At 69.8% G+C, this 23538-nt stretch carries 22 protein-coding genes; 15 read left to right on the top strand and 7 right to left on the bottom strand.

Annotation, left to right across the window (positions count from 1 at the left end):
• The first annotated feature begins 62 nt into the window (after positions 1-62).
• The 3 genes from AOP72_RS05430 to AOP72_RS05440 all read left to right on the top strand — a co-directional run bounded on the left by AOP72_RS05430 (position 63) and on the right by AOP72_RS05440 (position 2626).
• Positions 63-740, top strand: a complete 678-nt coding sequence (locus AOP72_RS05430; RefSeq protein ID WP_062133453.1) for a class F sortase — start codon at positions 63-65, stop codon at positions 738-740.
• A 113-nt stretch (positions 741-853) separates the two neighbouring features.
• A complete protein-coding gene (locus tag AOP72_RS05435) occupies positions 854-1237 on the top strand; it encodes a hypothetical protein (RefSeq protein ID WP_062133455.1) in 384 nt (127 codons plus the stop codon).
• A 69-nt stretch (positions 1238-1306) separates the two neighbouring features.
• Positions 1307-2626, top strand: a complete 1320-nt coding sequence (locus AOP72_RS05440; RefSeq protein WP_084631328.1) for a threonine/serine exporter family protein — start codon at positions 1307-1309, stop codon at positions 2624-2626.
• Between the two features lie 22 nt (positions 2627-2648).
• On the opposite strand, the gene AOP72_RS05445 is transcribed toward AOP72_RS05440, so the two are convergent.
• Positions 2649-5075: a DNA gyrase/topoisomerase IV subunit A gene (locus AOP72_RS05445; protein ID WP_062133459.1), complete on the bottom strand. Its 2427-nt coding sequence runs from the start codon at positions 5073-5075 to the stop codon at positions 2649-2651.
• A gap of 119 nt (positions 5076-5194) precedes the next feature.
• On the opposite strand from AOP72_RS05445, the gene AOP72_RS05450 reads away from it, so the two are divergent.
• From AOP72_RS05450 to AOP72_RS05460, 3 genes are all read left to right on the top strand, one after another.
• Complete coding sequence (locus AOP72_RS05450) at positions 5195-5761, top strand: DUF5998 family protein (RefSeq protein WP_062133462.1); 567 nt, start codon at positions 5195-5197, stop codon at positions 5759-5761.
• Positions 5758-6927 (top strand): alkaline phosphatase family protein, encoded by a 1170-nt coding sequence (locus tag AOP72_RS05455; RefSeq protein ID WP_062133465.1) that lies wholly within the window; start codon positions 5758-5760, stop codon positions 6925-6927. The genes AOP72_RS05450 and AOP72_RS05455 overlap by 4 nt, the downstream gene beginning before the upstream one ends.
• Before the next feature lie 93 nt (positions 6928-7020).
• Entirely contained in the window at positions 7021-7299 is a 279-nt protein-coding gene (locus tag AOP72_RS05460; protein ID WP_062133466.1) for a hypothetical protein, read from the top strand.
• A 78-nt stretch (positions 7300-7377) separates the two neighbouring features.
• Here the strand turns inward: AOP72_RS05460 and AOP72_RS05465 are convergent, their stop codons facing one another.
• Together AOP72_RS05465 and sepH are read right to left on the bottom strand one after the other, a co-directional pair.
• Positions 7378-8202 carry an ABC transporter ATP-binding protein gene (locus AOP72_RS05465; RefSeq protein ID WP_062133469.1) on the bottom strand — a complete coding sequence of 275 codons (825 nt, stop codon included), beginning with the start codon at positions 8200-8202 and terminating at the stop codon, positions 7378-7380.
• A 40-nt stretch (positions 8203-8242) separates the two neighbouring features.
• Entirely contained in the window at positions 8243-9337 is a 1095-nt protein-coding gene (sepH, locus tag AOP72_RS05470) for a septation protein SepH (RefSeq protein WP_193746362.1), read from the bottom strand.
• An 88-nt stretch (positions 9338-9425) separates the two neighbouring features.
• Here sepH and AOP72_RS05475 point away from each other — a divergent pair, with 88 nt between their 5' ends.
• From AOP72_RS05475 to AOP72_RS05495, 5 genes are all read left to right on the top strand, one after another.
• Entirely contained in the window at positions 9426-10244 is an 819-nt protein-coding gene (locus tag AOP72_RS05475) for an inositol monophosphatase family protein (protein WP_062133475.1), read from the top strand.
• A 115-nt stretch (positions 10245-10359) separates the two neighbouring features.
• Positions 10360-10659: a DUF4193 domain-containing protein gene (locus tag AOP72_RS05480; protein ID WP_062133478.1), complete on the top strand. Its 300-nt coding sequence runs from the start codon at positions 10360-10362 to the stop codon at positions 10657-10659.
• A 13-nt stretch (positions 10660-10672) separates the two neighbouring features.
• Positions 10673-11128, top strand: coding sequence for a dUTP diphosphatase (gene dut, locus AOP72_RS05485; RefSeq protein ID WP_062133481.1), 456 nt, complete (start codon positions 10673-10675; stop codon positions 11126-11128).
• Complete coding sequence (locus AOP72_RS05490) at positions 11125-11397, top strand: OB-fold nucleic acid binding domain-containing protein (RefSeq protein ID WP_062133485.1); 273 nt, start codon at positions 11125-11127, stop codon at positions 11395-11397. Before dut ends, AOP72_RS05490 begins: the two co-directional genes overlap by 4 nt.
• Positions 11397-12149 carry a DUF3159 domain-containing protein gene (locus AOP72_RS05495; RefSeq protein WP_062133488.1) on the top strand — a complete coding sequence of 251 codons (753 nt, stop codon included), beginning with the start codon at positions 11397-11399 and terminating at the stop codon, positions 12147-12149. The genes AOP72_RS05490 and AOP72_RS05495 overlap by 1 nt, the downstream gene beginning before the upstream one ends.
• Here AOP72_RS05495 and AOP72_RS05500 read toward each other — a convergent pair.
• Both AOP72_RS05500 and AOP72_RS05505 read right to left on the bottom strand, forming a co-directional pair.
• Positions 12067-12753 carry a potassium channel family protein gene (locus AOP72_RS05500; protein ID WP_062133490.1) on the bottom strand — a complete coding sequence of 229 codons (687 nt, stop codon included), beginning with the start codon at positions 12751-12753 and terminating at the stop codon, positions 12067-12069. The two genes, AOP72_RS05495 and AOP72_RS05500, sit on opposite strands and share 83 nt — an antisense overlap.
• Complete coding sequence (locus tag AOP72_RS05505) at positions 12750-13415, bottom strand: potassium channel family protein (RefSeq protein ID WP_238581614.1); 666 nt, start codon at positions 13413-13415, stop codon at positions 12750-12752. The genes AOP72_RS05500 and AOP72_RS05505 overlap by 4 nt, the downstream gene beginning before the upstream one ends.
• A gap of 41 nt (positions 13416-13456) precedes the next feature.
• Here AOP72_RS05505 and AOP72_RS05510 point away from each other — a divergent pair, with 41 nt between their 5' ends.
• From AOP72_RS05510 to dxs, 4 genes are all read left to right on the top strand, one after another.
• On the top strand, positions 13457-15358 hold the full coding sequence (locus tag AOP72_RS05510; RefSeq protein WP_062133492.1) for an APC family permease: 1902 nt from the start codon (positions 13457-13459) through the stop codon (positions 15356-15358).
• Positions 15355-16569, top strand: coding sequence for a class I SAM-dependent RNA methyltransferase (locus AOP72_RS05515; protein WP_062133494.1), 1215 nt, complete (start codon positions 15355-15357; stop codon positions 16567-16569). The genes AOP72_RS05510 and AOP72_RS05515 overlap by 4 nt, the downstream gene beginning before the upstream one ends.
• 64 nt (positions 16570-16633) lie before the next feature.
• Positions 16634-19465 carry an aconitate hydratase gene (locus tag AOP72_RS05520; protein WP_062133497.1) on the top strand — a complete coding sequence of 944 codons (2832 nt, stop codon included), beginning with the start codon at positions 16634-16636 and terminating at the stop codon, positions 19463-19465.
• Between the two features lie 70 nt (positions 19466-19535).
• The gene (gene dxs, locus AOP72_RS05525) at positions 19536-21392 is read left to right on the top strand and encodes a 1-deoxy-D-xylulose-5-phosphate synthase (protein WP_062133500.1); all 1857 of its coding nucleotides are present in this window, start codon (positions 19536-19538) and stop codon (positions 21390-21392) included.
• 185 nt (positions 21393-21577) lie between these two features.
• Here the strand turns inward: dxs and AOP72_RS05530 are convergent, their stop codons facing one another.
• Together AOP72_RS05530 and AOP72_RS05535 are read right to left on the bottom strand one after the other, a co-directional pair.
• Entirely contained in the window at positions 21578-22888 is a 1311-nt protein-coding gene (locus AOP72_RS05530; RefSeq protein ID WP_084631336.1) for an HRDC domain-containing protein, read from the bottom strand.
• Complete coding sequence (locus tag AOP72_RS05535; protein WP_062133503.1) at positions 22885-23445, bottom strand: DUF3000 domain-containing protein; 561 nt, start codon at positions 23443-23445, stop codon at positions 22885-22887. Before AOP72_RS05535 ends, AOP72_RS05530 begins: the two co-directional genes overlap by 4 nt.
• Between the last annotated feature and the right edge of the window lie 93 nt (positions 23446-23538).

Below are 23538 nucleotides of genomic sequence, written 5' to 3' on the forward strand. Positions count from 1 at the left end.
GGCCCGGGCTCGCCGTATGGCGGGTTCGGGCCGGCCATCGGGGACTCAGGAGGAAACGGACGATGACACCACGCACTGCGCTCAGCCTTGCGGTGGCGTGTGGGCTGCTGACCATGGGAGCCACCGCCGTCGCCGTGGAGGCGCTGCAGGTCGACGCACCCCCGCCGCTCGCCGCGTCGCCCACCGCGCCGAGCGCTGCCGCTCCCTCGCCAGACCCGGCGGCGGTGACGGCGCCTGCTGTGCCCGCGCCCGCATCGGCCGCACCGGAGGTGGAGGTCGAGCAACGACCGGCGCAGGCGCTGCCCGTCGCCTTGACGATCCCGCAGATCGAGGTCGAGACCGATCTTGAGCAGCTGGGGACGCTCGATGACGGCAGCCTCGCGACGCCCGTCGACACCGACCTCGCGGGGTGGTTCGCGGGCGGGCCGCGACCCGGTGGCGTGGGCCCAGCCGTGATCGCGGGACACGTGAGCTGGAACGGCGATCCGTCGGTGTTCTTCCGGCTCACTGAGCTCGAGACCGGCGATGTGTTCAGCGTGCGCCAGGCGGACGGGAACGAGCTCGACTTCGAGGTCACCAGGCTCGAGCAGCACCCCAAGGACGAGTTCCCTACGGTGGCGGTGTATGCGAACACCGACGCTCCCGAGCTCCGCCTCATCACGTGCGGCGGCGAGTTCGACTCCAGCACCGGCCACTTCGACGACAACGTGGTGGTGTTCGCGGAGCTCGTCGAGGGCTGACCAGCGACCTGGGACCGTGCGCGAGGGAAGAACCCCCTGCTCGCGTGCGTTGGCCCAGAAGCGCGCACCGGTGCGACGCCAGCGACTCTCGCCACCATCCAAGGAGACGACACATGGGAACCCTCGACGCGGCCGCCACGTGGGGCGTGCCCCTGTACCTCGAACGCGACGCAGGTCTTCCGGACATGGGCCGGTCGCCTCTGGGACCCGTGCCAATGACGTCACGAGACACCGACGCGATCCTGGCGTGTGATGATGCAGCCGCAGTCGCAGAGATGAAGGCGTACGCGCGCTCCTACGTCGGAGTCGCCGGAATGGCGCTCGTCAGTTCGGTCGCGACCCTCGCCCTTGGCCTCTCGGGCAAGCGTGGCGCGACCGCTGTGGCGGCGACCGCAGCGATCACGAGCGGCGGCGTCGTGCTCGAGGCGCGCAGGCGTGCGCGGCAGTGGGAGGCCATCGCCGATGCGCGGTTGACCGCAGGACCTGTGCGCCACTGACGCCGGTGGTGTCCGGACACGGACTCTTGGTCCTGGCCCTTCACCGAGCACGTGCGACACAATGACGTCGTGACAGACTCCGCGGACACTCCCGAGCACGAGATCGACGAGACCCAGGTGCGGGCGGTCGTCGACCCTGAAGAGTCCCTCGAGCCGGTCTCGCTGATCGAGCAGTCGGGCGCGATCATCCGCACCGGCCGGTTGATGCTTGCTGCAGGGACTGCCAGCTACCGTGTCAAGCAGGCGATGCGCGCGGTGGCGGCATCGCTCGGCGTCGACACGCATGTCAATCAAGTCGCGCTGACCGACATCGCAGCGACGTCGCACCGGGGCCGCATCTTCCGTACCGAGGTGGCGGAGAACCGTTCGTTCTCCGTCAACAGCGATCGGCTCGCCCACCTCGACAGGCTCCGACGCACCCTCCCGGAGCGGACCACCGCGACCGAGATTCACCGGGCGCTCGATGAGATCGAGGAGCGGGGAAGCCTGTACCCGGACTTCGCGAACGCGTCCTTCGCCGGTGTCGCCTGCGCCGCCTTCGCCGTCCTGAACCACGCCATGCCCTGGGAGGTCGCGGCGGTCTTCATCGCTGCCGCGCTCGGCCAGTTCACCCGGCGCATCCTCCACCACCGGGGGTTCAACCCCTTCGGGACGACCTTGGCCGGCGCGGCGATCGCCGCCCTCGTCTACGTGTCGGGTATCGCGATCCTGAACTCGACGGGGGCCGCGCTCGACACCCACGCCGCGGGCTACATCTCCTCTGTGCTGTTCCTGCTGCCAGGGTTCGCACTCATCACTGGCGCGCTCGACATGGCGAAGATGGACCTCCAGTCCGGGATCCAACGCATCGCCTTCGGCACCATGATCACCATGGCCGCGGGCGTCAGCGTCTGGGCGGTGTCGCTGCTGTCTAGCCTGTCGACGGGCCCGCGCGTGGACGCCGAGATCTCACTGGCGTGGCAGCTGGTGATCTGGGCGGTGGCGTCCGCAGTGGGGGTGGCCGGCTTCGCTTTCATGTTCAACAGTCCGTGGCGCATCGGAGTCACCGCCGCGGCCATCGGCATGGTGGCGAACACCATGCGCATGGCGGCCATCGACGCCGACGTTCCCGTCCAGGCGGCCACCGCCGTCGCCTGCCTCGTGGTCGGCGTGCTCGCCGCCGCGGCATCGTGGCGAGGCCGGTTCCCGGTGATCACGCTGTCGGTGCCCGCCGTCCTGGTGATGATTCCCGGCGTCTCCGCTCACCAGGCACTCGTCGCCCTCAACGGCGGTGACTTCGCCGCGGCGACCGCAGGCATCCTGCAGGTCATCCTGGTGGTGCTGTCCATCATGGTGGGCCTGGTGAGCGCCAAGCTCGTCACCGACCGCGAGTGGGCCTTCGACCACTAGCGAGCACCTCGCCCGCGCGTCGTCAACCGATGCCGTGGACGGGGGCCTTCAGCGGCACTCCAGAGCCGTCGCGTCGTCCCGGCTCTGCCGGCAGCTCCACCGGCTGGCCCGCACCCGACGTCGCGCGTGGGGGAGCCGTGCCCACCCACGCCAGCATCAGCGCGTCCTCTCCCTTCAGGAACCGATGCGCCCGCACCCCGCCAGTCGCCCGGCCCTTGCCCGGGTACTCACTGAAGGGGGTGACCTTGGCCGACCCGGGCGTGGTGCCAGGCAGCGCCGTCGACGACCCTGCAATGGTGACGACCACTGCATCGGCCGGGCTGTCCACGACGCCAAAGTAGGCGGCGCGCCGGCCAGGGGTCAGCTTGATCCCGCTGATGCCGCCCCCAGCACGTCCCTGGGCGCGCACCTTCTCTGCGGAGAAGTGCAGCAGCGGACCGTCGTCGGCGACGAACACGAGCGTCGCGTCGTCGGGGGCGAGCGCAGCGCCGACCACCACGTCACCGTCCTGAAGTGCGATCGCCTCCCACGCGTCCTTGTTGGGAGCAGGTTCAGGCTTCACCCGCTTGACGATGCCCGCGGCAGTGCCGAGCGCCAGGGGAGTCTCGGCGCTCAGCGGGACCAGAGTCACCGCCTCCTCGCCCTTGTCCAGAGACACCAGCTCCGCGATGGGGCTGCCGCCTCCAAGCGACGGCGGCTCGCTGGTCGGTGCGAGCGCAGGCACCTCGAGGAGGGAGAGGCGCAGGACGCGCCCCTGCGTGGTCACCACGCCCACGTCGGCACGGGCCGATGCGGGAATCGCCGCGCGCAGCACGTCGTGGGAACTGCGCCGTCCGTCGCGCGCGGGCAGCGTGTCGTCCGCGGTGCGCGCGACCAGTCCGGTCGCAGACAGCAGCGCGTAGCAGGGCGTGTCCTCGACCTCGAGCGGCGCGGCGGCCGATGCGCCCGGTGCGGAGGCGGCAGACGAGACGACTCCCGCTTCGGCGAGCAGGATGGTGCGGCGCGGGGTGCCGTACTCGGCGGCGACGGCGTCCATCTCGAGCCCCACGACCTCGCGCAGGCGGGTGGGGGACTCGAGGATCTCCTCCAGTTCGGCGATCTCGGCGAGCAGCTGGGCCTTCTCGTTCTCGAGTTCGAGGCGCGAGAACTTGGTGAGCCGGCGCAGGCGGAGCTCGAGAATGTAGTCGGCCTGGATCTCGGAGAGGTCGAACGCGGTCCGGAGGCGTTCGCGCGCCTCGCCCGCGTCCTCCGAGGACCGGATGATCTGGATGACGTCATCGATGTCGAGGATGGCGACCAGGAGTCCGTCGACCAGGTGCAGGCGGTCCTTGCGGGCCTGGAGACGGTGCTGGGAGCGGCGCTTGACGACGGTGATGCGGTGGTCGACCCAGACCTGCAGCATCTCCTTGAGGCCGAGCGTGCGGGGTTCGCCTGCCACGAGGGCGACGTTGTTCATGGAGAACGACTCTTCGAGGGGCGTGACCTTGTAGAGCCGCTCCAGCACGGCCTCGGGATTGAAGCCGTTCTTGATCTCGATCACGAGACGCAGCCCGTGCTTGCGGTCGGTGAGATCCGTGACCGCGGTGACGCCCTCGAGCTTCTTCGCGGACACCGCGTCCTTGATCTTCTCGATCACCTTCTCGGGGCCCACCAGATAGGGCAGCTCCGTGACGACGATTCCCTGTCGCCGAGGTGTCACCTTCTCGATGCGGCTCGTCGCGCGCGTCTTGAACGCGCCCTTGCCGGTCTCGTAGGCCTGGCGCACGCCATCCAGGCCCACGATCTTGCCGCCACCGGGCAGGTCGGGCCCGGGGACGAAACGCATCAGCTCGTCGAGGTCCGCCTTGGGATTGGCGAGCAGGTGACGGGCGGCGGACACGACCTCGACCAGGTTGTGCGGCGCCATGTTGGTCGCCATGCCCACCGCGATGCCCGAGGCCCCGTTGACCAGCAGGTTCGGAATCGCCGCCGGCAGCACCGAGGGCTGGGTGAGCTTGTTGTCGTAGTTGGGAACGAGGTCGACGACGTCCTCATCCAGGTCCGCGAGCATCGCGCGCGCGGCCGGTCCCATGCGGGCTTCGGTGTATCGCGACGCTGCGGGCCCGTCGTCGAGCGATCCGAAGTTGCCGTGACCGTCGACGAGCGGCAACCGCAGCGAGAAGGGCTGCGCCATCCGCACCAAGGCGTCGTAGATCGCGCCGTCTCCGTGCGGGTGGAGCTTTCCCATGACCTCGCCCACCACCCGCGAGGACTTCACATGCGCGCGGTCAGGACGAATGCCCATCTCGCCCATCGAGTAGATGATGCGACGCTGCACGGGCTTGAGCCCGTCCCGCGCATCGGGCAGCGCCCGCGAATAGATGACCGAGTACGCGTACTCCAGGAAAGACGTCTCCATCTCGGCGCTGACGTCGATATCCGTGATGTGCGCATCGGGCGCGGCGGCCATGGCTCTCCTTACGAAATGCGGTCGGGGGCTGCAGGCATTGTCGCGCCGGTCCCGCTCCCCACGGCGGTGCCACGCGGCGCGAGTGGTGACCCTGCCGGTGAAGTGGAAGAATAGCCGCCATGTCTCATACGCTCGACCAAGCGGTCGCCGTCGCCGGGTACTACCCGGCCCTCGCCAGCTCCGTGCTCCGCACCGCGATCCGGGACGAGTCGGTCACCGCGCACTTCGTGCATGCGGAGACCACCTTCGACGACCGCGAGGTGCGCCGGCACATGACGGTCCTGGTGGTGACGGAGACTCGGCTCATCCGCGTCCACATGGATGACGGCTCCGGACACAGCGCCGAGGGCGCTCACGAAGCCTCTGCCACGGTCGAGACCGCGCTGCTGACCGGAATCTCGAACATGGCGATGACGCACGTGGTGCACCACCCCGAGAACTTCCGGGATGGCGATTCGCCGAGCGAGCTCGTGCTCGCCGTCGGCTGGGGAGTGCATTCCCGCGTCGAGCTCGAACCGGCGACGTGTGGCGACGAGAACTGCGATGCTGACCACGGGTACACGGGTGGCATCACCGGCGACGACACCCTCGTGAGGGTGAGCGCGATCGCCGACGGCGTGGAGACGGTCCGCGCGCTCGAGGACTTCGCTGCGACGTTGCAGCGGGCCATCGGGCCCCGCGGGTGAGCCGCGCGGCCGAGCTCGCCGCGCTCGGTCTGAGCCTTCCCGACTATGGCGGGCGCGAGTTGGGAGCCGTGCTGCCGGCCGCCCTGTCGGCGATCGGCGCGGGCCACGTGGTGACTCACCGCGACGCTGATGCGGATCGCACGCGCCTGGGGCTAGCGCCGGCCCGGCACGTCGTGGTGGTGCTGCTCGACGGGCTCGGACACCTGGGCCTCGAGGCTCGGCGGGGGCACGCCCCGTTCCTGCGATCGGCTGAGCAAGGTGTGATCACGGCGGGCTATCCGACCACCACTGCGGCCTCGCTCGCGCTGTTCGGCACCGGGCAGCCGTCCGGTCGTACGGGACTCACGGGCTACACCGCCCGCAACCCGCGCACGGGCGGTCTCGCGAACCTGGTGTCGTGGGAAGGCGCCTACGACGCCGTCGAGTGGCAGCGGCAGCCCTCGCTCCTCGAGAGCGCGGCAGGGGACGGGTTCTCGGTGACCACCCTGGGTCGGCGCCGATTCGCCGGCTCCGGACTCACGCAGGCCGTGCTGCGCGGCGGCCGGTTCGTCGGCGCCGAGCGGCTCTCCGAGCGCATCGATGTGGCGCTGGAGGCCGCCCGCGCTCCCGGCGTGTCCTACTGCTACTGGGGTGAGATCGACGCCGCCGGCCATCAGCACGGGTGGGGATCCGGAGAGTGGGTGGCGGCGCTCGAGGACGCCGACCGCGAGCTGCGGCGGCTGGCGGACGGACTGCCGGCCGATGCGACCATGGTCGTCACGGCGGACCACGGCATGGTCGATGTGCCAGGTGCGGCCCGGTGGGACGTCGCCGACGAGCCCGCGCTGAGTGCCGGCGTCGAGCTCATCGCGGGTGAGCCCCGCGCCCTGCACGTCCACACTGCGCCCGGTATCGACCCGGAGGATGTCGCGGCACGGTGGCGTGAGACGCTCGCCGGCCACGCGATGGTGTGGACGCGCGCCGAGGCACGCGAGGACGCGCTGTTCGGCGAGCTCCTCGATGACGTGGCAGAGAGGGTCGGCGACGTGGTGGTCGCGATGGCAGGCAGGGCCACGGTGGTCGACTCGCGCACCCAGTCCGCCAAGTCGATGGCATTGGTGGGCATGCACGGCTCGCTGACGCCGGAGGAGCTCCAGGTGCCGTGGCTGGTCGTCGACGGCACGTGACGCACGCGGCCCAGGGCGGACACGAATGTCCGCGCGATATGGTCGGAGAGCGCACACCCAGCCCCCGCTGACTACTCCGGAACGGACGCAGAGATGGTGCCAGGCCTGATCCTCATCGGCTTCGTGGCGATGCTCCTCGTGCCGCCCCGCTGGCGCTGGTTCGTCTCTGTCACGCTCGCTGGCGGAGTCGTGTGGCTCGCCACGTTCTTCTTCCCCGATCTTGCCGACACCGGGACGCTCTCGTGGTGGCAGCTGGTGCCCGCGGCCTTCGCTCTGGGGGCGGTGAACACGGCGGTGGGAGCGACGGTCGGGTGGCTCATCAGGTTCGCAGCGCAGACGCTCTTCACCGTCGTGCGCAAGCGACGGGTCTGAGCGCTCGCTTCTGCGTCTCGCCGGGCGCGGCGAGGGCCTTGTGCTCCCGCCGCACCGGCCTCCCGAGCAGACGACTCCCTAGCCGGCGGATGTGGCGCGCGCGGTCCAGCGGCCACCCGTGCGGGCGATCTCGATGGGATGGGCGAAGGCGTCGCTCACCGCGGCGGAGGTGAGCACCGCATCTGCGTCGCCCGCCGCGACCACGCGGCCCTCGCGCAGCAGCATCGCGTGCGTGGTGGAGGCCGGCAGCTCTTCGAAGTGGTGGGTCACGGTGACGGTGCCGAGGTCCGGATGTGAACGCGACAATCCATCCATCGTGGTGAGCAGTTGCTCTCGTGCCGCGACGTCCAGTCCCGTTGTTGCCTCGTCGAGGAGCAGGATGGCGGGGTCCGGCATCAGTGCGCGCGCGATGAGAGTCCGCCCCCGTTCCCCTTGAGACATCGTGGGCCACCGCAGGCCGCGGTCGGGATCGAGCCCGAACTGGGTGAGCAGTGTGCGCGCGCGGCGCACCTGCTCGGACGTGGGAGTCCAGCGCGGCACCCACTCCAGTGTGCCCGTCGCCCCCGTCAGCACGACCGACATCGCGTCCAGCGCGCTCGTCAGGGGATAGCGCGACGTCACCAGTCCCACGTGGGCCCGCAGCTCCCGCATGTCCACGCGGCCCAGGCGGTAGCCGAGCACCTCGACCGTGCCGCGGGTGGGATGCTCGGTGGCGGCCAGGAGCGAGATCAATGTGGACTTGCCTGCGCCGTTCGGGCCGATCAGCGCCCAGCGTTCGGCACGTCGTACGGCAAGGCTCACGTGATCCAGGATGACGGTGTCGCCGCGCACGAATGTCGCGTCCCTGACGGCCAGCAGCGTGTCCGAGAGGCCACGGTGGTGGATCGATGCGTCGTCGCTCATGCGGCAGGGTCCGTCGCTGCTGTGCCGCCCGACGTGGGCGTCAGTCGTTCTTCGCGCCGAACACGATCTCGTCCCAACTGGGGACGGAGGAACGGCCCTTGCGCGACGGCTTCGGCTCGCCCGCCGGAGCCGACGGTGCGGACGGTGCAGAACCGGAAGTCGCACCGTCCGTGGGCGACTCGCCACCATCGTCCGCGGACGACTGGTCCCGGCGAGCCGAGCCCGCCGGGTGCGGCATCGTGCGTCCGGACTTGGGCGGCTGCGTGAAGCCGACCTCGGCCTCGCGCTTGCGTTGCGCCGGACCGAACCCCTCGAAGCCGCCGTCGTCGTCGAAGTCCGCGTCCTCGTCCGTCTCGACCGAGTCGCGGGTGCCACGGCGTTCCTCGAGATCCGCGAGCAGCAGTTCCGTGGACGACGATGCGGTGTGGTCGGCACCGTCATCGTGCTCGGCGGCGACGGGCATGAGCGGGCGCGACCGATCCAGCGGTGCGTCATCCTCTTCTGCCCGAACTGCGCTCAGATGGCGCCGGGGGATCGGCACGTCAAGCAGCTCCGTCTCCGTCAGCCACCGCGACTCGTCGTCCTGAGCGGTGACGGCCCGTGCCGTGTGGTCGAACTCCCACAGCGCGCGCACCTTTCGCCCATCGACGGTGAAGTCGACGGCGACGAGCCACGGCTCGTCGATCTCGCGCCAGGCGTCCCACACCACGGCCTCGGGGTCGACGCCGCGGCTGGCAAGCCTGTCGGTGACCAGGTCTGCGAGCACAGGCGCGCCGCTGTCGCGGCCGATGCGCGTGCCCCGGGCGAGCTCCGCGATGTACGCGCGCTCCGCGAGCACGGGCGGCTCGTAGCGTTCGAGCGCCTCGTACGGCTCGCCGGTCAGCTCTGCCAGCTCGTGGGCGTCGAGCCCGCTGCGGATGCGCTGTTGGATCTCCTTGGGGCTCAGCGTGCTGGTGGCACGCTCGTGATCGCCGGTCTTGGCGGTGGACGGTTCGACGCGTGCACGTGGCCGCGTGAGCGCCACAGTGCGTCGCAGATCGTCGGTCAGCGGAAGCTCGAACTCGTCGCCGGTCTCCGTCGCGACGACGAGGTGGCCGCCGTCTTCGCCAGCGCGCACCAGGGACAGTCGAATCATGGCCTCAGCCTGCCACGCACGTGGACGCTTCGCAGGACGCCGCGCCCGGCGAGCCTCCGGAGCGTGGGTGTGCGGCACCATGGGGGCCATGACCACTCCCGAGACCCTGATGTCCGTGGCGCGTGCCCTCGCTCAGGAGGCAGCGACCCTCGTCATCGCGGGCCGCGCCGACGCCGCAGTAGCGGCCACCAAGTCGAGCCCCATCGACATCGTGACCCAAATGGACCTCAACGCCGAGCGGCTGCTGCGCCAGCGGCTCTCCGAGCTGCGGCCGGACGACGCGATCCTGGGAGAGGAGGGCGATGACGTCCAGGGCGCCTCCGGAATCACCTGGGTGCTCGACCCGATCGATGGCACGGTGAACTACCTGTACGGACTCCCGCACTTCGCAGTGTCCGTCGCGGCAGTGAGCGGTGAGCCCACGCCCCAGACGTGGACGCCGTTGGCGGGAGCGGTGTGCGATGGCAGCGGCGTCGTGTGGTCCGCCAGTCGTGGCGGGGGAGCGTGGCGCGACTCGCAGTCGCTTCGCCGCACCTCGGCGCCGACTCTCGACAGCACCCTGCTCGGGACCGGCTTCCAGTACGTCGCCGAACGGCGGGTGCGTCAGGGCGAGATCGTCACGGGCATGCTGGGCCGGGTGCGGGACATCCGCAGGCTGGGCGCCGCGGCCGTGGACCTGTGCCTCGTCGCCGCCGGTCAGCTCGACGCCTATTACGAGCACGGGCTGCACCCGTGGGACTTCGCGGCGGCGGCCCTGATCGCTCAGGAGGCGGGGGTGCGCGTGGCCGGAATCGACGGCGGACCACCCGACGGCAGGCTCACGATCGCCGCGATGCCGGACGTCTGGAATGAGCTCGCTGAGGCGCTGATCGAGGCCGGCGCGGACCGGACGTGGGCCGCGCCGTGAGCCAGGAGTCGCTTTCGGCGAGTTTTTGATGCACAATGCCTGCGCTCGGAGGGAACAAAACCACCGGCATGTGCATTGAGTACTCACACACCACCGGTGAAGGGACTACTGCCTGATGGCAACCGATTACGACGCACCCCGCAAGACCGACGACGAGGTCTCGGCAGACTCCATCGAGGAGCTGAAGGCCCGCCGCAATGACAAGACGTCGGGGGTCGTCGACGAGGACGAGGCTGAAGCGGCCGAGGGATTCGAGCTGCCTGGCGCGGATCTGTCCGGCGAAGAGCTCTCCGTTCGCGTACTGCCTGCTCAGCAGGACGAGTTCACGTGCATGTCGTGCTTCCTCGTCCACCACCGCAGCCAGCTCGCGACGTTCAAGAACGACCAGCCGATCTGCTCGGAGTGCGCGGCCTGACGGTCGGCTCACGATGACACCTCTCGACGTGCTTGTCAGCACGACGGACCCCGATGTTCCGCTGCCGGTGTACTCCCATCCGGGAGACGCCGGCGCGGACATCACCACGCGAGTCGACATCGACCTCGCGCCAGGCGAGCGCGCGACCGTACCGACCGGTCTTCGCCTGGCCCTGCCGGCGGGCTTCGCTGCCTTCGTGCACCCACGCTCCGGCCTCGCGTCTCGTCACGGTGTGACGATCGTGAACGCGCCGGGCACCGTGGATGCCGGCTACCGGGGTGAGATCGCGGTGACTCTCCTCAACACAGATCCGCACGAGTCTGTCTCGCTGCGCCGCGGAGACCGCATCGCCCAACTCGTCATTCAGCGGGTGGAGCACGCCTCCTTCGTCGCCGTCGACGCCCTTCCCGGTTCCCATCGGGGCGAGGGTGGCTTCGGTTCGACCGGGACGGGAGCCGCGTCGACGTGATCGACCATGCCACCCCGATCTCTGACCTGCAGCCGCGCGCGATGGCGGCGATCTCCGGGCGAATCGTGTCCATCCAAGTGGAACCGCGCGACGCTGCTCCCAAGCTCACGGCGCGCGTCGACGACGGCACCGGCCGTGTCGAGGCCGTCTTCATGGGCAGGCGAGCGATCGCGGGGGTCGAGCCCGGTGCCAGGATTCGCCTCGAAGGCCGCATCTGCGCGTCCGACGCCCTTCCCCGCCTGTACAACCCGCGGTTCGAGCTGGGCTGATGTCTGAGCCGAGCGACGAAGACGTGCGCCTCCACCAGCTCGATGGTGCGGCTGATGACTCATCAGTGCGTGAGAGCGCCGAAACGCCCGGTGTGGCTCAGGCCTCGAGAGTGGGGCAGCTGATCGGGGGCGAGGATTTCTCGCTCTCCGAGGCCATGGGCGGTTGGCGCGGCTTCGTCGAGTCGGCGGCGCCCGGCATGGTGTTCGTCGTCGCCTACCTCGGCTGGGGAGGCTTCCGCATCCCCGTGATCGCCTCCGTGGCCACGGTGCTGGCGATGGTGGTGGTGCGGCTGGTGCAGCGTTCGAGCATCCAGCAGGCGCTGTCGGGAGTGTTCGGCGTGGCACTGGGCGCGATCTGGGCCTGGCGCTCCGGTGACGCGGGAGGCTACTTCGTCCCGGGCCTCTGGATCAACGTCGCCTATGCCGCCGGCACACTGATCTCGATGGCGGTGCGGTGGCCCCTCGTCGGCATCGTGATGGGCCTGCTCAAGGGATGGGGGACGTCGTGGCGGCGCGATCCGCGGTCGATGCGCGCGATGCAGTGGGCGACGGCGATCATCGCGGCGGTGTTCCTCCTGCGCCTCGCGGTGCAGGTGCCGCTGTACTTCGCGGACGCGATTGCCGCGCTCGGCACCGCCAAGCTCGCCATGGGAGTGCCGCTGTTCGCGCTCAGTCTGTGGGCTGTGTGGCTCCTGGTGCGGTCCGCAGCACCCGATCCAGCGACTCAGGATCCGCCTCCGCCGACACGATGAACAGCAGCTCGTCGCGCGCCTCAAGGGTGTCGGCGGGCGACGGTGCGATGGTGCGATCGCCCCGCACGATGCAGGACAGCACGGTCTCGCTGGGCCAGTCGATCTCCCTGACGGTCGACCCGACGACGGGCGCGTCCGTGGGCAGCGTCACCTCGATGATCGACGCGCCGGACTGATGGAACGTGAAGACCTTGACCAGGTCGCCGATCGCCACGGCCTCTTCGACCATCGCTGTCATGATGCGCGGCGTGGACACGGCGACGTCGACGCCCCACTGAGCGTCGTACATCCACTCGTTGCGCGGGTTGTTGACGCGCGCGACCGTGCGCGGCACCCCGAACTCGGTCTTCGACAGGAAGGACACGACGAGGTTGGCCTTGTCGTCGCCCGTGGCGGCGACGACCACGTCCATGCCCTCGGTCGCGGCCTCGCGCAACGCGGCCATCTCGCACGCGTCCGCGAGCATCCACTCCGCCTCCGCCACCTGCGCGACGCGCATGGCCGACGGGTTGTGATCCATGAGCAGCACCTCGTGGCCGTGGTCCAGGAGGTCACGCGCGATGGAGCGCCCCACGGAGCCGGCTCCGGCGATCAGGACCTTCACGATTCTCCTCCAGGGGCGCGTGACAGGACGCGCTGCGCACGGGCGCTGACCGCATCGGGCACGACGAAGTAGATCTCGTCACCGGACTGCACCGGTGACGAGGGAGTCGGCAGCACCCCTTCGGAGAAGCGCACGAGATAGGCGACACGAGTGCCGGTGGCGGCCTCGAGCTCCTTGACCGGCTGGCCGACCCAGCCGCCGTGATACGCCAGGCGGCGCACTGCGACGGCGGCGGAGGAGTCCACGTAGACGTCGTCCGACCCCCCTGGCAGCAGCCGCGACACGATCTGGGCACTGGTCCACGGGACGGGCGCGACGGTGGGGATGCCGAGCCTGCGGTAGACCTCGGCGCGGCCGGAGTCCGAGATCCGCGCCACCACGTTCGCGACGCCGTAGGTCTCGCGCACCACGCGCGCGGCGAGGATGTTGGAGTTGTCGCCCGAGGACACGGCGGCGAATGCGTAGGCATCCTCGACGCCGGCAGAGACGAGAGTCTCCCGGTCGAAACCGATCCCGGTGATCTTCTGCCCCTGGAAATCCGCAGGCAGGCGGCGGAACGAGTCGCCGAGTCGGTCGATCACCGCGACGGAGTGGCCACGCGACTCGAACTCGGATGCGAGCGCGGCACCAGTGCGGCCGCAGCCCATGATCACGATATGCACGAGACCCCACGCTATACCCGTCCGGCCTAGGATGGTGCGACGTGCGACGTATTCTCGAAGGACTGCGCCGGCTGGCCTTTGGCCAGCCGATCGCCACCGACGCTCTGGCACCCATGCAGCTGCGGACCAGGCTCGCGCTGCCGGTGTTCGGTGCGGGCATCCTTTCAGCGGTCGCCTATGCGCCCGATGCAGTGGTCGACGCTCTGCGCCAGGGGAGTCAGCAAGGCGCGATTCCCTTCATGGCGGGCGGCGTGGTCCTCATCATGCTGCTCCTGGGCCTTGCGTACTGGTCGAACGTGCGCACGAGGCCCGATGCGCTCGGCGACTACGGCACGGTGCGCGACCTGCTGGGACGCCGGGCAGGCGTGGTCACGGGAGCCGCCCTCCTGGTCGACTACCTGTTCACTGTCGGCGTCTCCGTCGCCGCCGTCACGCAGCTGATCGCATACCTGATCCCATCAGCGCGGGAATGGGTGTCGCTCATCGGCCTCGCCCTGCTCGCCGTCATGACGCTCGTCGCGCTGCGGGTCATCCGCGACCGTGTCCGGGTGCTGCTCGCGGTGTGGTTCGGCTTCCTCATCGTCGTCGCGCTCATGCTGATCTTCGGCGTGGCGCGCCTGGGCGCGGACACCGCATCGCCCATCCCCGCGAATCCGCCCACCACCTGGGCCATCCTCGTCGCCTACGCGGGTGCGATCTCGTCCGGCGCGGTCATGGTGACGGGTATCGAGCACCTCGCCTCGGCGGGCCCCAATCACGCCGAGCCGCGTGGCCGCCGCGCCGGCCGCACCCTGGTGATCGCGGTCGCTGCCTCCGCCGCCGCGTTCTTCGCCGTCGCCCTGCTGTCGTGGATGTACCGCATCACGGGCTGGGCGGACGGCCCCATCCTGCTGCAGACCGTCGACCAGGTCTTCCGGCAGCCATGGGTGATCTGGGCGGTGGCCCTCTCCGCAGCCGCGCTGCTGTACGCCGCAGCATCGGCCGTCTTCCGGCGCTTCTCGAGCCTCGCGGAGAGCCTTGCGAAGGATGCCTACCTGCCGCGCCAACTGTCGATGAAGAACGACAGGCTCGTGCTGCGTGGCGGCATCTTCATCGTGGCCAGTGCATCGGCGCTGGTCCTGGTGCTGTCGGGGGCGAACGTCGAGACGCTCATCCACATGTACGTGGTAGGGGTGTTCGCGTCGATCGTGCTGAGCCAGGTCGCCATGGTGCGTCACTTCACGAACCGGCTGGCGCTTGCGACCGACGCGCGCTCGCGCATGCGCCACTCGGCCTCTCGCGCGCTGCACGCGACCGCCGCGGTGGTCGCCGCACTGGTGTGGATCGTCGTCGCGGTCTTCAACTTCTTCAACGGCGCGTGGTTCGCCATCGTCCTGATCATCGGCCTCGTGGTGCTCATGCACAAGGTCAACCGCCACTACGCCGCCGTGCGCCAGGACGTGCGTCTCACCGCGAAGGACAAGGCGGTCGCGCTCCCGAGTGCGACCCACGGGGTGGTGCTCGTGGCACAGCTCCACCGGCCCGCCGTGCGTGCCCTCGCATACGCGAAGGCCGCGCGGCATTCGACGCTGGAGGCCGTGGGCGTGCAGATCGAACCGGCCGCGGCCAAGGAACTGCAGGCCCGCTGGGGCGAGATCGATGCCGGCATCCCGTTGGTGATCCTCGACTCTCCGTATCGGGACCTCGTGGGGCCGGTGATGGCGCACGTGCGTTCCATCCACCGGCGCAGCCCGCGCGACGTGGTCGTGGTCTACGTACCTGAGTACATCGTGGGACGCTGGTGGGAGACCTTCCTGCACAACCGCGCCACTCGTCGACTGCGCGCCCAGCTGCTCGAGCTCGAGGGCGTGGTCGTCTCCGCGGTGCCGTGGCACCTCGAGTCTGCGCGGGACCGCCGTGCCGAGGAGGAGGCGCCACCCACCCCCCACGAGGAGCTGCCGTGACCGATCTCATCGACCTCGAGGTGGGCGCTCCCGCCCACGGCGGTCACTGCGTGGCCCGCTACGAGGGTCGTGTGGTGTTCGTGCGTCACGCCCTGCCTGGAGAGACGGTGCGTGCACGGCTCAACGATTCCGGCGCCGATGCCCGCTTCTGGCGTGCGGACGCGGTCGAGGTCGTCGATGCCTCTGATGACCGCGTCGACTCGGTCTGGCCAGAGGCGGGTCCCGGCGGGGTCGGCGGGGGAGAGCTCGCCCACGTCTCCCTGACCGGACAGCGCGCCTGGAAGCTCGCGGTGCTGCGCGAGGCCTTCGAGCGCTTCGCCGGCCTCGAGTACCCCGGCGACGTGAGGTCCGTGCCGTCCGCTCAGGGCACTGAGGGCGACCCTTACACGGGAGTGGGATACCGCACGCGCCTCAGCGCTGTGGCGAACGCGGAGGGCCAGGCGTCGATGCATGTGCACCGATCGCGTGAGGTGCGCGCGCTGGCCTCGATGCCCCTCGCATCGGCCGCACTCGAGGCGACGCTCATCGAAGGACGCTTTCCGGCCCGCGCGCGGATCGCGATGGCCGAATCGTCGACAGGCGAGCTCCGGGTGCTGGCCGACGGAGTGCCGTGGCGCGCGGGCAAGCTCGACAAGCGGCCGAACGCGCCGCGGGCGGTGCACGAGCGCGTGACCGTGGGGGAGCGCTCGTGGGACTTCCGGGTCGATGCTTCCGGCTTCTGGCAGGTGCACCGCGAGGCGCCCGCGGTGCTCGTGGCCGAGGTGCTGCATCGTGTGGGAGACGCCGAGCGTGTCGCCGACCTGTACTCGGGTGCCGGGCTGCTGTCCGTGCCGCTTGCGGAGGGCGGGCGCGAGGTGGTTGCCGTCGAGTCCGACGACGACGGCGCACGCGCGGCGCGACGCAACGCCCACGCGGCGCCGTCGCTGCGTGTGGTGCACGGTGACGTGCGGCGTGCGCTGGCGGACGGGCTTGGTGCACTGGACGCCGTGGTGCTCGACCCGCCGCGCAGCGGCGCCGGTGCCGCAACGATCGCCGCTCTGGCCACCACGGGAGCTCCTCGTGTGGTCTATGTCGCGTGCGATCCGGTGGCGCTCGCGCGCGACGTCGCGTTGTTGAACGGCCACGGCTACGACCTCGTCGACGCCTCAGCGGTGGACCTGTTCCCCATGACTCACCACGTCGAGACGATGGCGACCTTCGAGCGTCGCTGACCACCGCATCGGCCCTCCGTGAGGGCCGATAGACTGGACGTCGGACTGCTACGGAGGAGAATGCATGAGCGAGAACACCCTGGGAGCGAAGGCCACGCTGGACGTGGACGGCACGGGCTACGAGATCTACCGCCTCGACGCGGTGCCCGGACTGGAGAAGCTGCCCTACTCGCTCAAGGTGCTCGCCGAAGCGCTCCTGCGCACCGAGGATGGCAAGAACATCACTGCGGACCACGTGCGTGCCCTCGCCCAGTGGGACTCCAAGGCGTCTCCCAGCACGGAGATCCAGTTCACGCCCGCCCGCGTGGTCATGCAGGACTTCACCGGCGTTCCCTGCGTGGTCGACCTCGCGACGATGCGTGAAGCAGTGGTGGAGCTCGGCGGCGATCCGTCCGTCATCAACCCGCTCGCGCCCGCTGAGATGGTCATCGACCACTCCGTCGTGATCGACGTGTTCGGCAGCCACGACGCGCTGCAGCGCAACACCGACCTCGAGTACGAGCGCAACCGCGAGCGCTACCAGTTCCTCCGCTGGGGCCAGACCGCGTTCGACAACTTCAAGGTGGTGCCGCCCGGCACCGGCATCGTCCACCAGGTCAACCTCGAGTACCTCGCGCGCGGCGTGATGACCCGAGAGACCGACGGAGCGACTCAGGCGTACCCCGACTCGTGCGTGGGCACCGATTCGCACACCACCATGATCAACGGCCTGGGCGTGCTTGGCTGGGGCGTGGGAGGCATCGAGGCAGAGGCCGCGATGCTGGGCCAGCCCGTGTCGATGCTGATCCCCAAGGTCGTGGGCTTCAAGCTCACTGGTGAGATCCCCGCCGGCGCGACCGCGACCGATGTGGTGCTCACTATCACCGAGATGCTCCGCAAGCACGGCGTGGTCGGCAAGTTCGTGGAGTTCTACGGCGACGGTGTGGGTGCGGTGCCGCTGGCGAATCGCGCCACCATCGGCAACATGTCGCCCGAGTTCGGCTCGACGGCAGCGATCTTCCCCATCGACGATGTGACGATCGACTACCTGCGGCTCACGGGCCGCTCCGATGAGCAGGTCGCGCTGGTCGAGGCCTACTGCAAGGAGCAGGGCATGTGGCACGACCCCTCGGCCGAGGGGTACGTCGAACCGGTGTTCTCCGAGTACCTCGAGCTCGACCTGTCCTCCGTCGTGCCGTCGATCGCCGGGCCCAAGCGCCCTCAGGACCGCATCGCACTGACCGACGCCAAGACGTCGTTCGGTCGTTCGATCCTCGACTACGTGAACCACGACGAGCAGGAGACGCACGGTCTCGACGAGTCTGTGGAGGAGACCTTCCCGGCATCGGACCCGATTGCCGCCGAGGCTCATGCAGGCGATGCTCCCGAGCCGCGCGAGGGGACGTCCGTGGATCACCGTGCGCGCCCGCACAAGCGCGTGCCCGTCACGATGGCGGATGGCACCGACACCGAGCTCGATCACGGGGCCGTCGTGATCGCCTCGATCACGTCGTGCACCAACACGTCGAACCCGTCGGTGATGCTCGCGGCCGCGCTGCTGGCACGCAACGCGAACGCCCGCGGGCTCACGGTCAAGCCGTGGGTCAAGACGTCGATGGCGCCGGGCTCCAAGGTCGTCACGGACTATTACGAGAAGGCCGGGCTGTGGCCCGACCTCGAGGCGCTCGGCTTCCACCTGGTGGGCTACGGATGCACCACGTGCATCGGCAATTCCGGCCCGCTTCCCGATGAGGTCTCGCAGGCGGTCAACGACCACGACCTCTCTGTGGTCTCCGTGCTCTCCGGCAACCGCAACTTCGAGGGCCGCATCAACCCCGACGTCAAGATGAACTACCTGGCGTCGCCGCCGCTGGTCATCGCGTACGCGCTCGCCGGCACCATGGACCACGACTTCGACGCCGAGCCCCTGGGCACCGACTCCGAGGGCAACGACGTCTTCCTGAAGGACATCTGGCCCGAGGCGGCCGAGGTCGAGAGCATCGTGCAGTCCTCGATCAACCAGGGCATGTTCACGACGGGCTATGAAGACGTGTTCGCGGGCGACGAGCGCTGGACCGGCCTGCCCACCCCGGACGGCAAGACCTTCGACTGGGCCGAGGACTCGACCTATGTGCGCAAGCCCCCGTACTTCGAGGGCATGAACAAGGATCCCGAGCCCGTCGCCGACATCGCGGGTGCGCGCGTACTGGCGCTGCTGGGCGACTCGGTCACCACCGACCACATCTCGCCTGCGGGAGCGATCAAGCCCGACAGCCCCGCCGGCCGCTACCTCGCGGACAACGGCGTGGAACGTCGCGACTTCAACTCCTACGGCTCGCGGCGCGGCAACCACGAGGTGATGATCCGCGGCACGTTCGCGAACATCCGCCTCAGGAACCTGCTGCTGGCCGACGAGAACGGCGGCGCGGGCGTCGAGGGTGGCTTCACGCGCAACCTCCTCACGGGCGAGCAGGACTCGATCTATGACGCCGCGCAGGCGTACGCCGCGGAGGGCATTCCGCTCGTGGTGCTGGCGGGCAAGGAGTATGGCTCCGGCTCGTCGCGCGACTGGGCGGCCAAGGGCACCAGCCTGCTCGGCGTGCGCGCCGTGATCACGGAGAGCTTCGAGCGGATCCACCGTTCGAACCTGATCGGCATGGGCGTGCTGCCGCTGCAGTTCCCCGAGGGTCACTCCGCCGAATCGCTGGGCCTCGATGGCACCGAGACCTTCGACATCGTGGGCGTCTCGGCATTCAGCGCCGGCGAGCACCCGCAGACCCTCCCCGTCAAGGCCACCAAGGCGGACGGCTCCGTCGTCGAGTTCGACGCGCTGGTCCGCATCGACACTCCTGGTGAGGCCGACTACTTCCGCAACGGCGGAATCCTCCAGTACGTGCTGAGGTCGCTCGTCGCGTGACCGGGAGGGCGCCGCAAGGCGCCGTGACGGCACGTAGAGTGATGTGACGAAAGTACCCGAAGGAGGGCCTGTGCTGGAGCGCATCGCGTCGCCGGCGGACCTGCGCGGGCTCACCTATGGTGAGCTCGGCGCGCTCGCGCAAGAGATCCGCGATTACTTGGTGTCGTCCGTGTCGTTGACCGGGGGGCACCTCGGTCCGAACCTCGGAGTCGTCGAGCTCACGCTCGGACTGCACCGGGTGTTCCAGTCGCCGCACGACACCCTGGTGTTCGACACCGGTCATCAGTCGTACGTCCACAAGCTGCTGACCGGCAGGCGAGACTTCTCTGACCTGCGCAAGCGTGGGGGACTGGCCGGGTACCCTTCGCGCGCCGAGTCGGAGCATGACGTCGTGGAGAACTCGCACGCGTCGACCGCGCTCTCGTGGGCTGCGGGAATCGCGCGCGGCCGCACGCTCGCGGGTGAGCACGACCGCACGACCGTCGGCGTCATCGGCGACGGTGCGCTCACGGGCGGCATGGCATGGGAGGCACTGAACTCCCTGGCCGACGCGCATGATCGCGTGGTGATCGTCGTGAACGACAACGGTCGTTCCTACGCACCGACCATCGGTGGTCTCGCTCGCAAGCTCGACGGCATCCGCATCAACCCCCGTTACGAGCAGTTCCTCGGCTGGGGCAAGCGCACGTTCGAGAACCGCGGCCCGTGGCGCAACTTCGCCTACCGGACCGTGATGCACGGCAAGCGCGCCGTCAAGGGGCTGATCACGGAGCCCGGGATGTTCGACGACCTGGGGCTCAAGTACGTGGGTCCGGTCGACGGACACGACCTGCGCCAGGTCGAGGCCGCCCTCACGGCGGCCCGTGACTTCGGTGCACCGGTGATCGTGCACGTGCTCACCGAGAAGGGCCGTGGCTACACGCCCGCGGAAGAGGACGTCGCGGATCGATTCCACGCCGTGGGCCGCATCCACCCCGAGACCGGCCTGCCCGTCAAGCCCAGTCGGTTCGGCTGGACCAAGGTCTTCGCCGAGGAGATCGTCGCTGTCGGACGCGAACGTGACGATGTGGTGGCCCTGACGGCCGCCATGCTCGCGCCCGTGGGTCTGCAGCCGTTCGCGGACGAGTTCCCGGAGCGCGTGATCGACGTCGGCATCGCGGAGCAGCATGCCGTGACCAGCGCCGCAGGTCTCGCCTTCGCCGGGCGCCACCCCGTCGTCGCGGTCTACGCGACGTTCCTCAACCGCGCGTTCGACCAGGTGCTGATGGACGTCGCGCTCCACGGCGCCGGCGTCACGTTCATGCTTGACCGTGCCGGCATCACCGGCGACGACGGCCCCAGCCACAACGGCATGTGGGACATGGCCCTGCTGCGTCACGTTCCGGGCCTGCGACTGGCGGCTCCACGCGATGCTCCGACCATGCGTCGGGCGTTCCGCGAGTCACTCGACGTCGACGATGCCCCCACTGTGGTGCGCTATCCCAAGGGGCCCGTGGGCGACGACCTGCCTGCCGTCCGTTCTGTGGAGGACATGGATGTGCTGGCGGAGCACGGGGCCGATCCCCGCGTCATCGTGCTGGGGCTCGGGTCGATGGCGACCACTGCGATCGACGCGGCTGAGAAGGTCGCGGCGGGCGGAGTCCGTGTCACGGCGATGACGGCGACGTGGGTCCACCCCGTCCCTGCGGGACTCGTCGAGGCCCTCGGCGATGCCGAACTCATCGTCACTATCGAGGACGGATTGGCCGATGCAGGCATCGGCGAGGAGTGGGCCGCTGCCGCCCGGCATGCCGGACACGAGGCCCGTTGGATGCACCGCGGAGTTCCGCGCGAGTTCCTGCAGCATGCCGCGCGCGACCAGATCGTCGAGCAGGTGGGCCTGGACGCGTCAGCGATCGCCGACGATGTGGTGGCCGCGCTCGACTGACGGCTGGCCTGCCTTCCGAGCCAGGCCGGACAGCGCACTGCGCGGACTGCCAGGCCCCCGCATCGGCCCTCTCGCCCGTTGACTGCGAACCATTTCTCCTGAGGCACGCCGTCGACCGGCTCTTCTGCCTTCGGGAGCGCGGCGTGTCGCCCGTAGAAGTGGTGCGCAGCTGACGGCGGCAGAGGCTACGCGGAGGGGCCGGTCGACGGGGCCGATGCGTCGGCTGCGCTCTCTGCGGCCAGGTGGTCCTCCGCGTCCTCGAACGCCTCGGCGAGCAGCGGTGCCATGAGTTCGATCTGCCACGCGCGAGCACCGCGTCCGCGCAGGAAATCGCGAATCCACTCCTCGCCGCCGGAGCGGTACTCCCAGCAGCAACGCCGCAACGCGTCGGGCTGCAGCAGGTTCTCCGCGGGGATCTGCAGTCTCTCGGAGTCCGCGGCGACCACGTCGCGTGCGAACGTGAGTCGCGCCGCAGCATCGGGCCGCTTGTCCTTCCACATGCGCGGCTGAGGTGGGCCGTCGCCGCGCGGTCCGCGCTTGGCGGGCAGTTGGGCCTCGGGGAGCGCCATCGCCGCCTCGATTGCGGTGTACCAGTGCGCAGCGCGCCGCTTGGTGCCCTTGGACTGCCACTCGCGGATCTTCACGAGCTCGTCGAGGCTCCGAGGCTTCGCCTGTGCGGCCGCGACGATCGCGACATCCCTGAGCACACGCCCCGGCGAGATGTCCCGGTGCTGGGCATCCTGCTCGCGGGCCTCCCACAACGACTTGACGATCGCGAGGCCCCGCTGGTCGCGCACCTGCGCGGAGCCAGAGGTGCGACGCCACGGGTCGACACGGGGCTCGGCCGGGGGAGCGTTGCGGACGGCCTCGAACTCCTCGCGTGCCCACGCCAGCTTGCCCGCGGCCTCGAGGTGCGCGTACAGGCCGTCGCGCAGCTCGAGCAGCACCTCGACGTCGAGCGCTGCGTAGGTGAGCCACGCAGGCGGAAGGGGGCGGGTGGACCAGTCCTGTGCGGAGTGCTCCTTCGCAAGCGAGAAGCCGAGTTCGCGCTCGACCACTGCGGCGAGACCCACCTTGGGCCACCCGAGCAGCCGTGCCGCGAGTTCGGTGTCGAAGACCGATGCCGGGGTGAGCCCCAGGTCGCGCATGCCGGGAAGGTCCTGGCTCGCCGCGTGGAACACCCACTCCGCGTCGCCGAAGGCGTCGTTCAGGATCGACAGGTCCGACACCGCGTCCGTGTCGATCAGCGCGATTCCCGCTCCCTCGCGCTTGAACTGCGCGAGGTACGTCGCCTGGCCATAGCGGAAGCCTGACGCGCGCTCGGCGTCGGCAGCGATAGGTCCCGTGCCTGCCGCGAAGCGTTCGGCCATGTCCGCCAGTGCAGCCGGCGTCTCGATCACATCCGGGACCCCACCCGCGGGGGTGCGCAGCGGCGTCGGCGCCCACTCCTCGTCAGCGGTCTCGTCGGTGGCGTCGTCGTTCTCGTCGTCAGTCATCGATCTCCTCCTGGCAGCGCGGTCACGCCCTCCGGTACGGGGGGCACGCCCGCGCATGAAGCCATCAGTTCAGTCCACGCGGCGATGTGGGGGCCGAGGTCAGTGTCGGTAGGGGTCCAGGACACGCGCAACTCGACCTGGACCTCGGATGGGCGGGTGGAGAGCTCTCCGAAGGACTCGTTGACGGTCTTCGTCACGGTGCCGCCGCTCGCGCGGTGGGGCACGGCCTGCAACGCGTCGTCGAGCCAGGACCACGCGGCCTGGGCCCACAGATCGTCGGTGCCCACCTCGGCGTCGACCTGGGCCTTCACCAGCGCCACCACTCGGAACACCCCTTCCCACGCATCCTGCCCCTCAGGATCGTGCAGCACGACGAAACGCCCGCTCGCCTCCGCGTTCGGCGCCCTGAGACTGCCATCGATCGCGGCCGCGAAAGGCGCGATGCGCGACGGCGCAGGCGTCTCGGTGAGGACGACGTCGCGGCGCGTGCGCGCGTGCGCGAGCGACCGCAGGGCCTCTTGGAATGCCGGCGGCGCCGATGCGAGATCGCGGGCCATGCCCACGAGCCTAGGTGCGCGAGCGCAACGCCCCAGGTTCGCCACGCGGCGACCCTCTACTAGGCTGGCATCCGTAACCCGACACCCACCAGA

The sequence above is a fragment of the Demequina aestuarii genome, assembly GCF_000975095.1.
Lineage (GTDB): Bacteria > Actinomycetota > Actinomycetes > Actinomycetales > Demequinaceae > Demequina > Demequina aestuarii.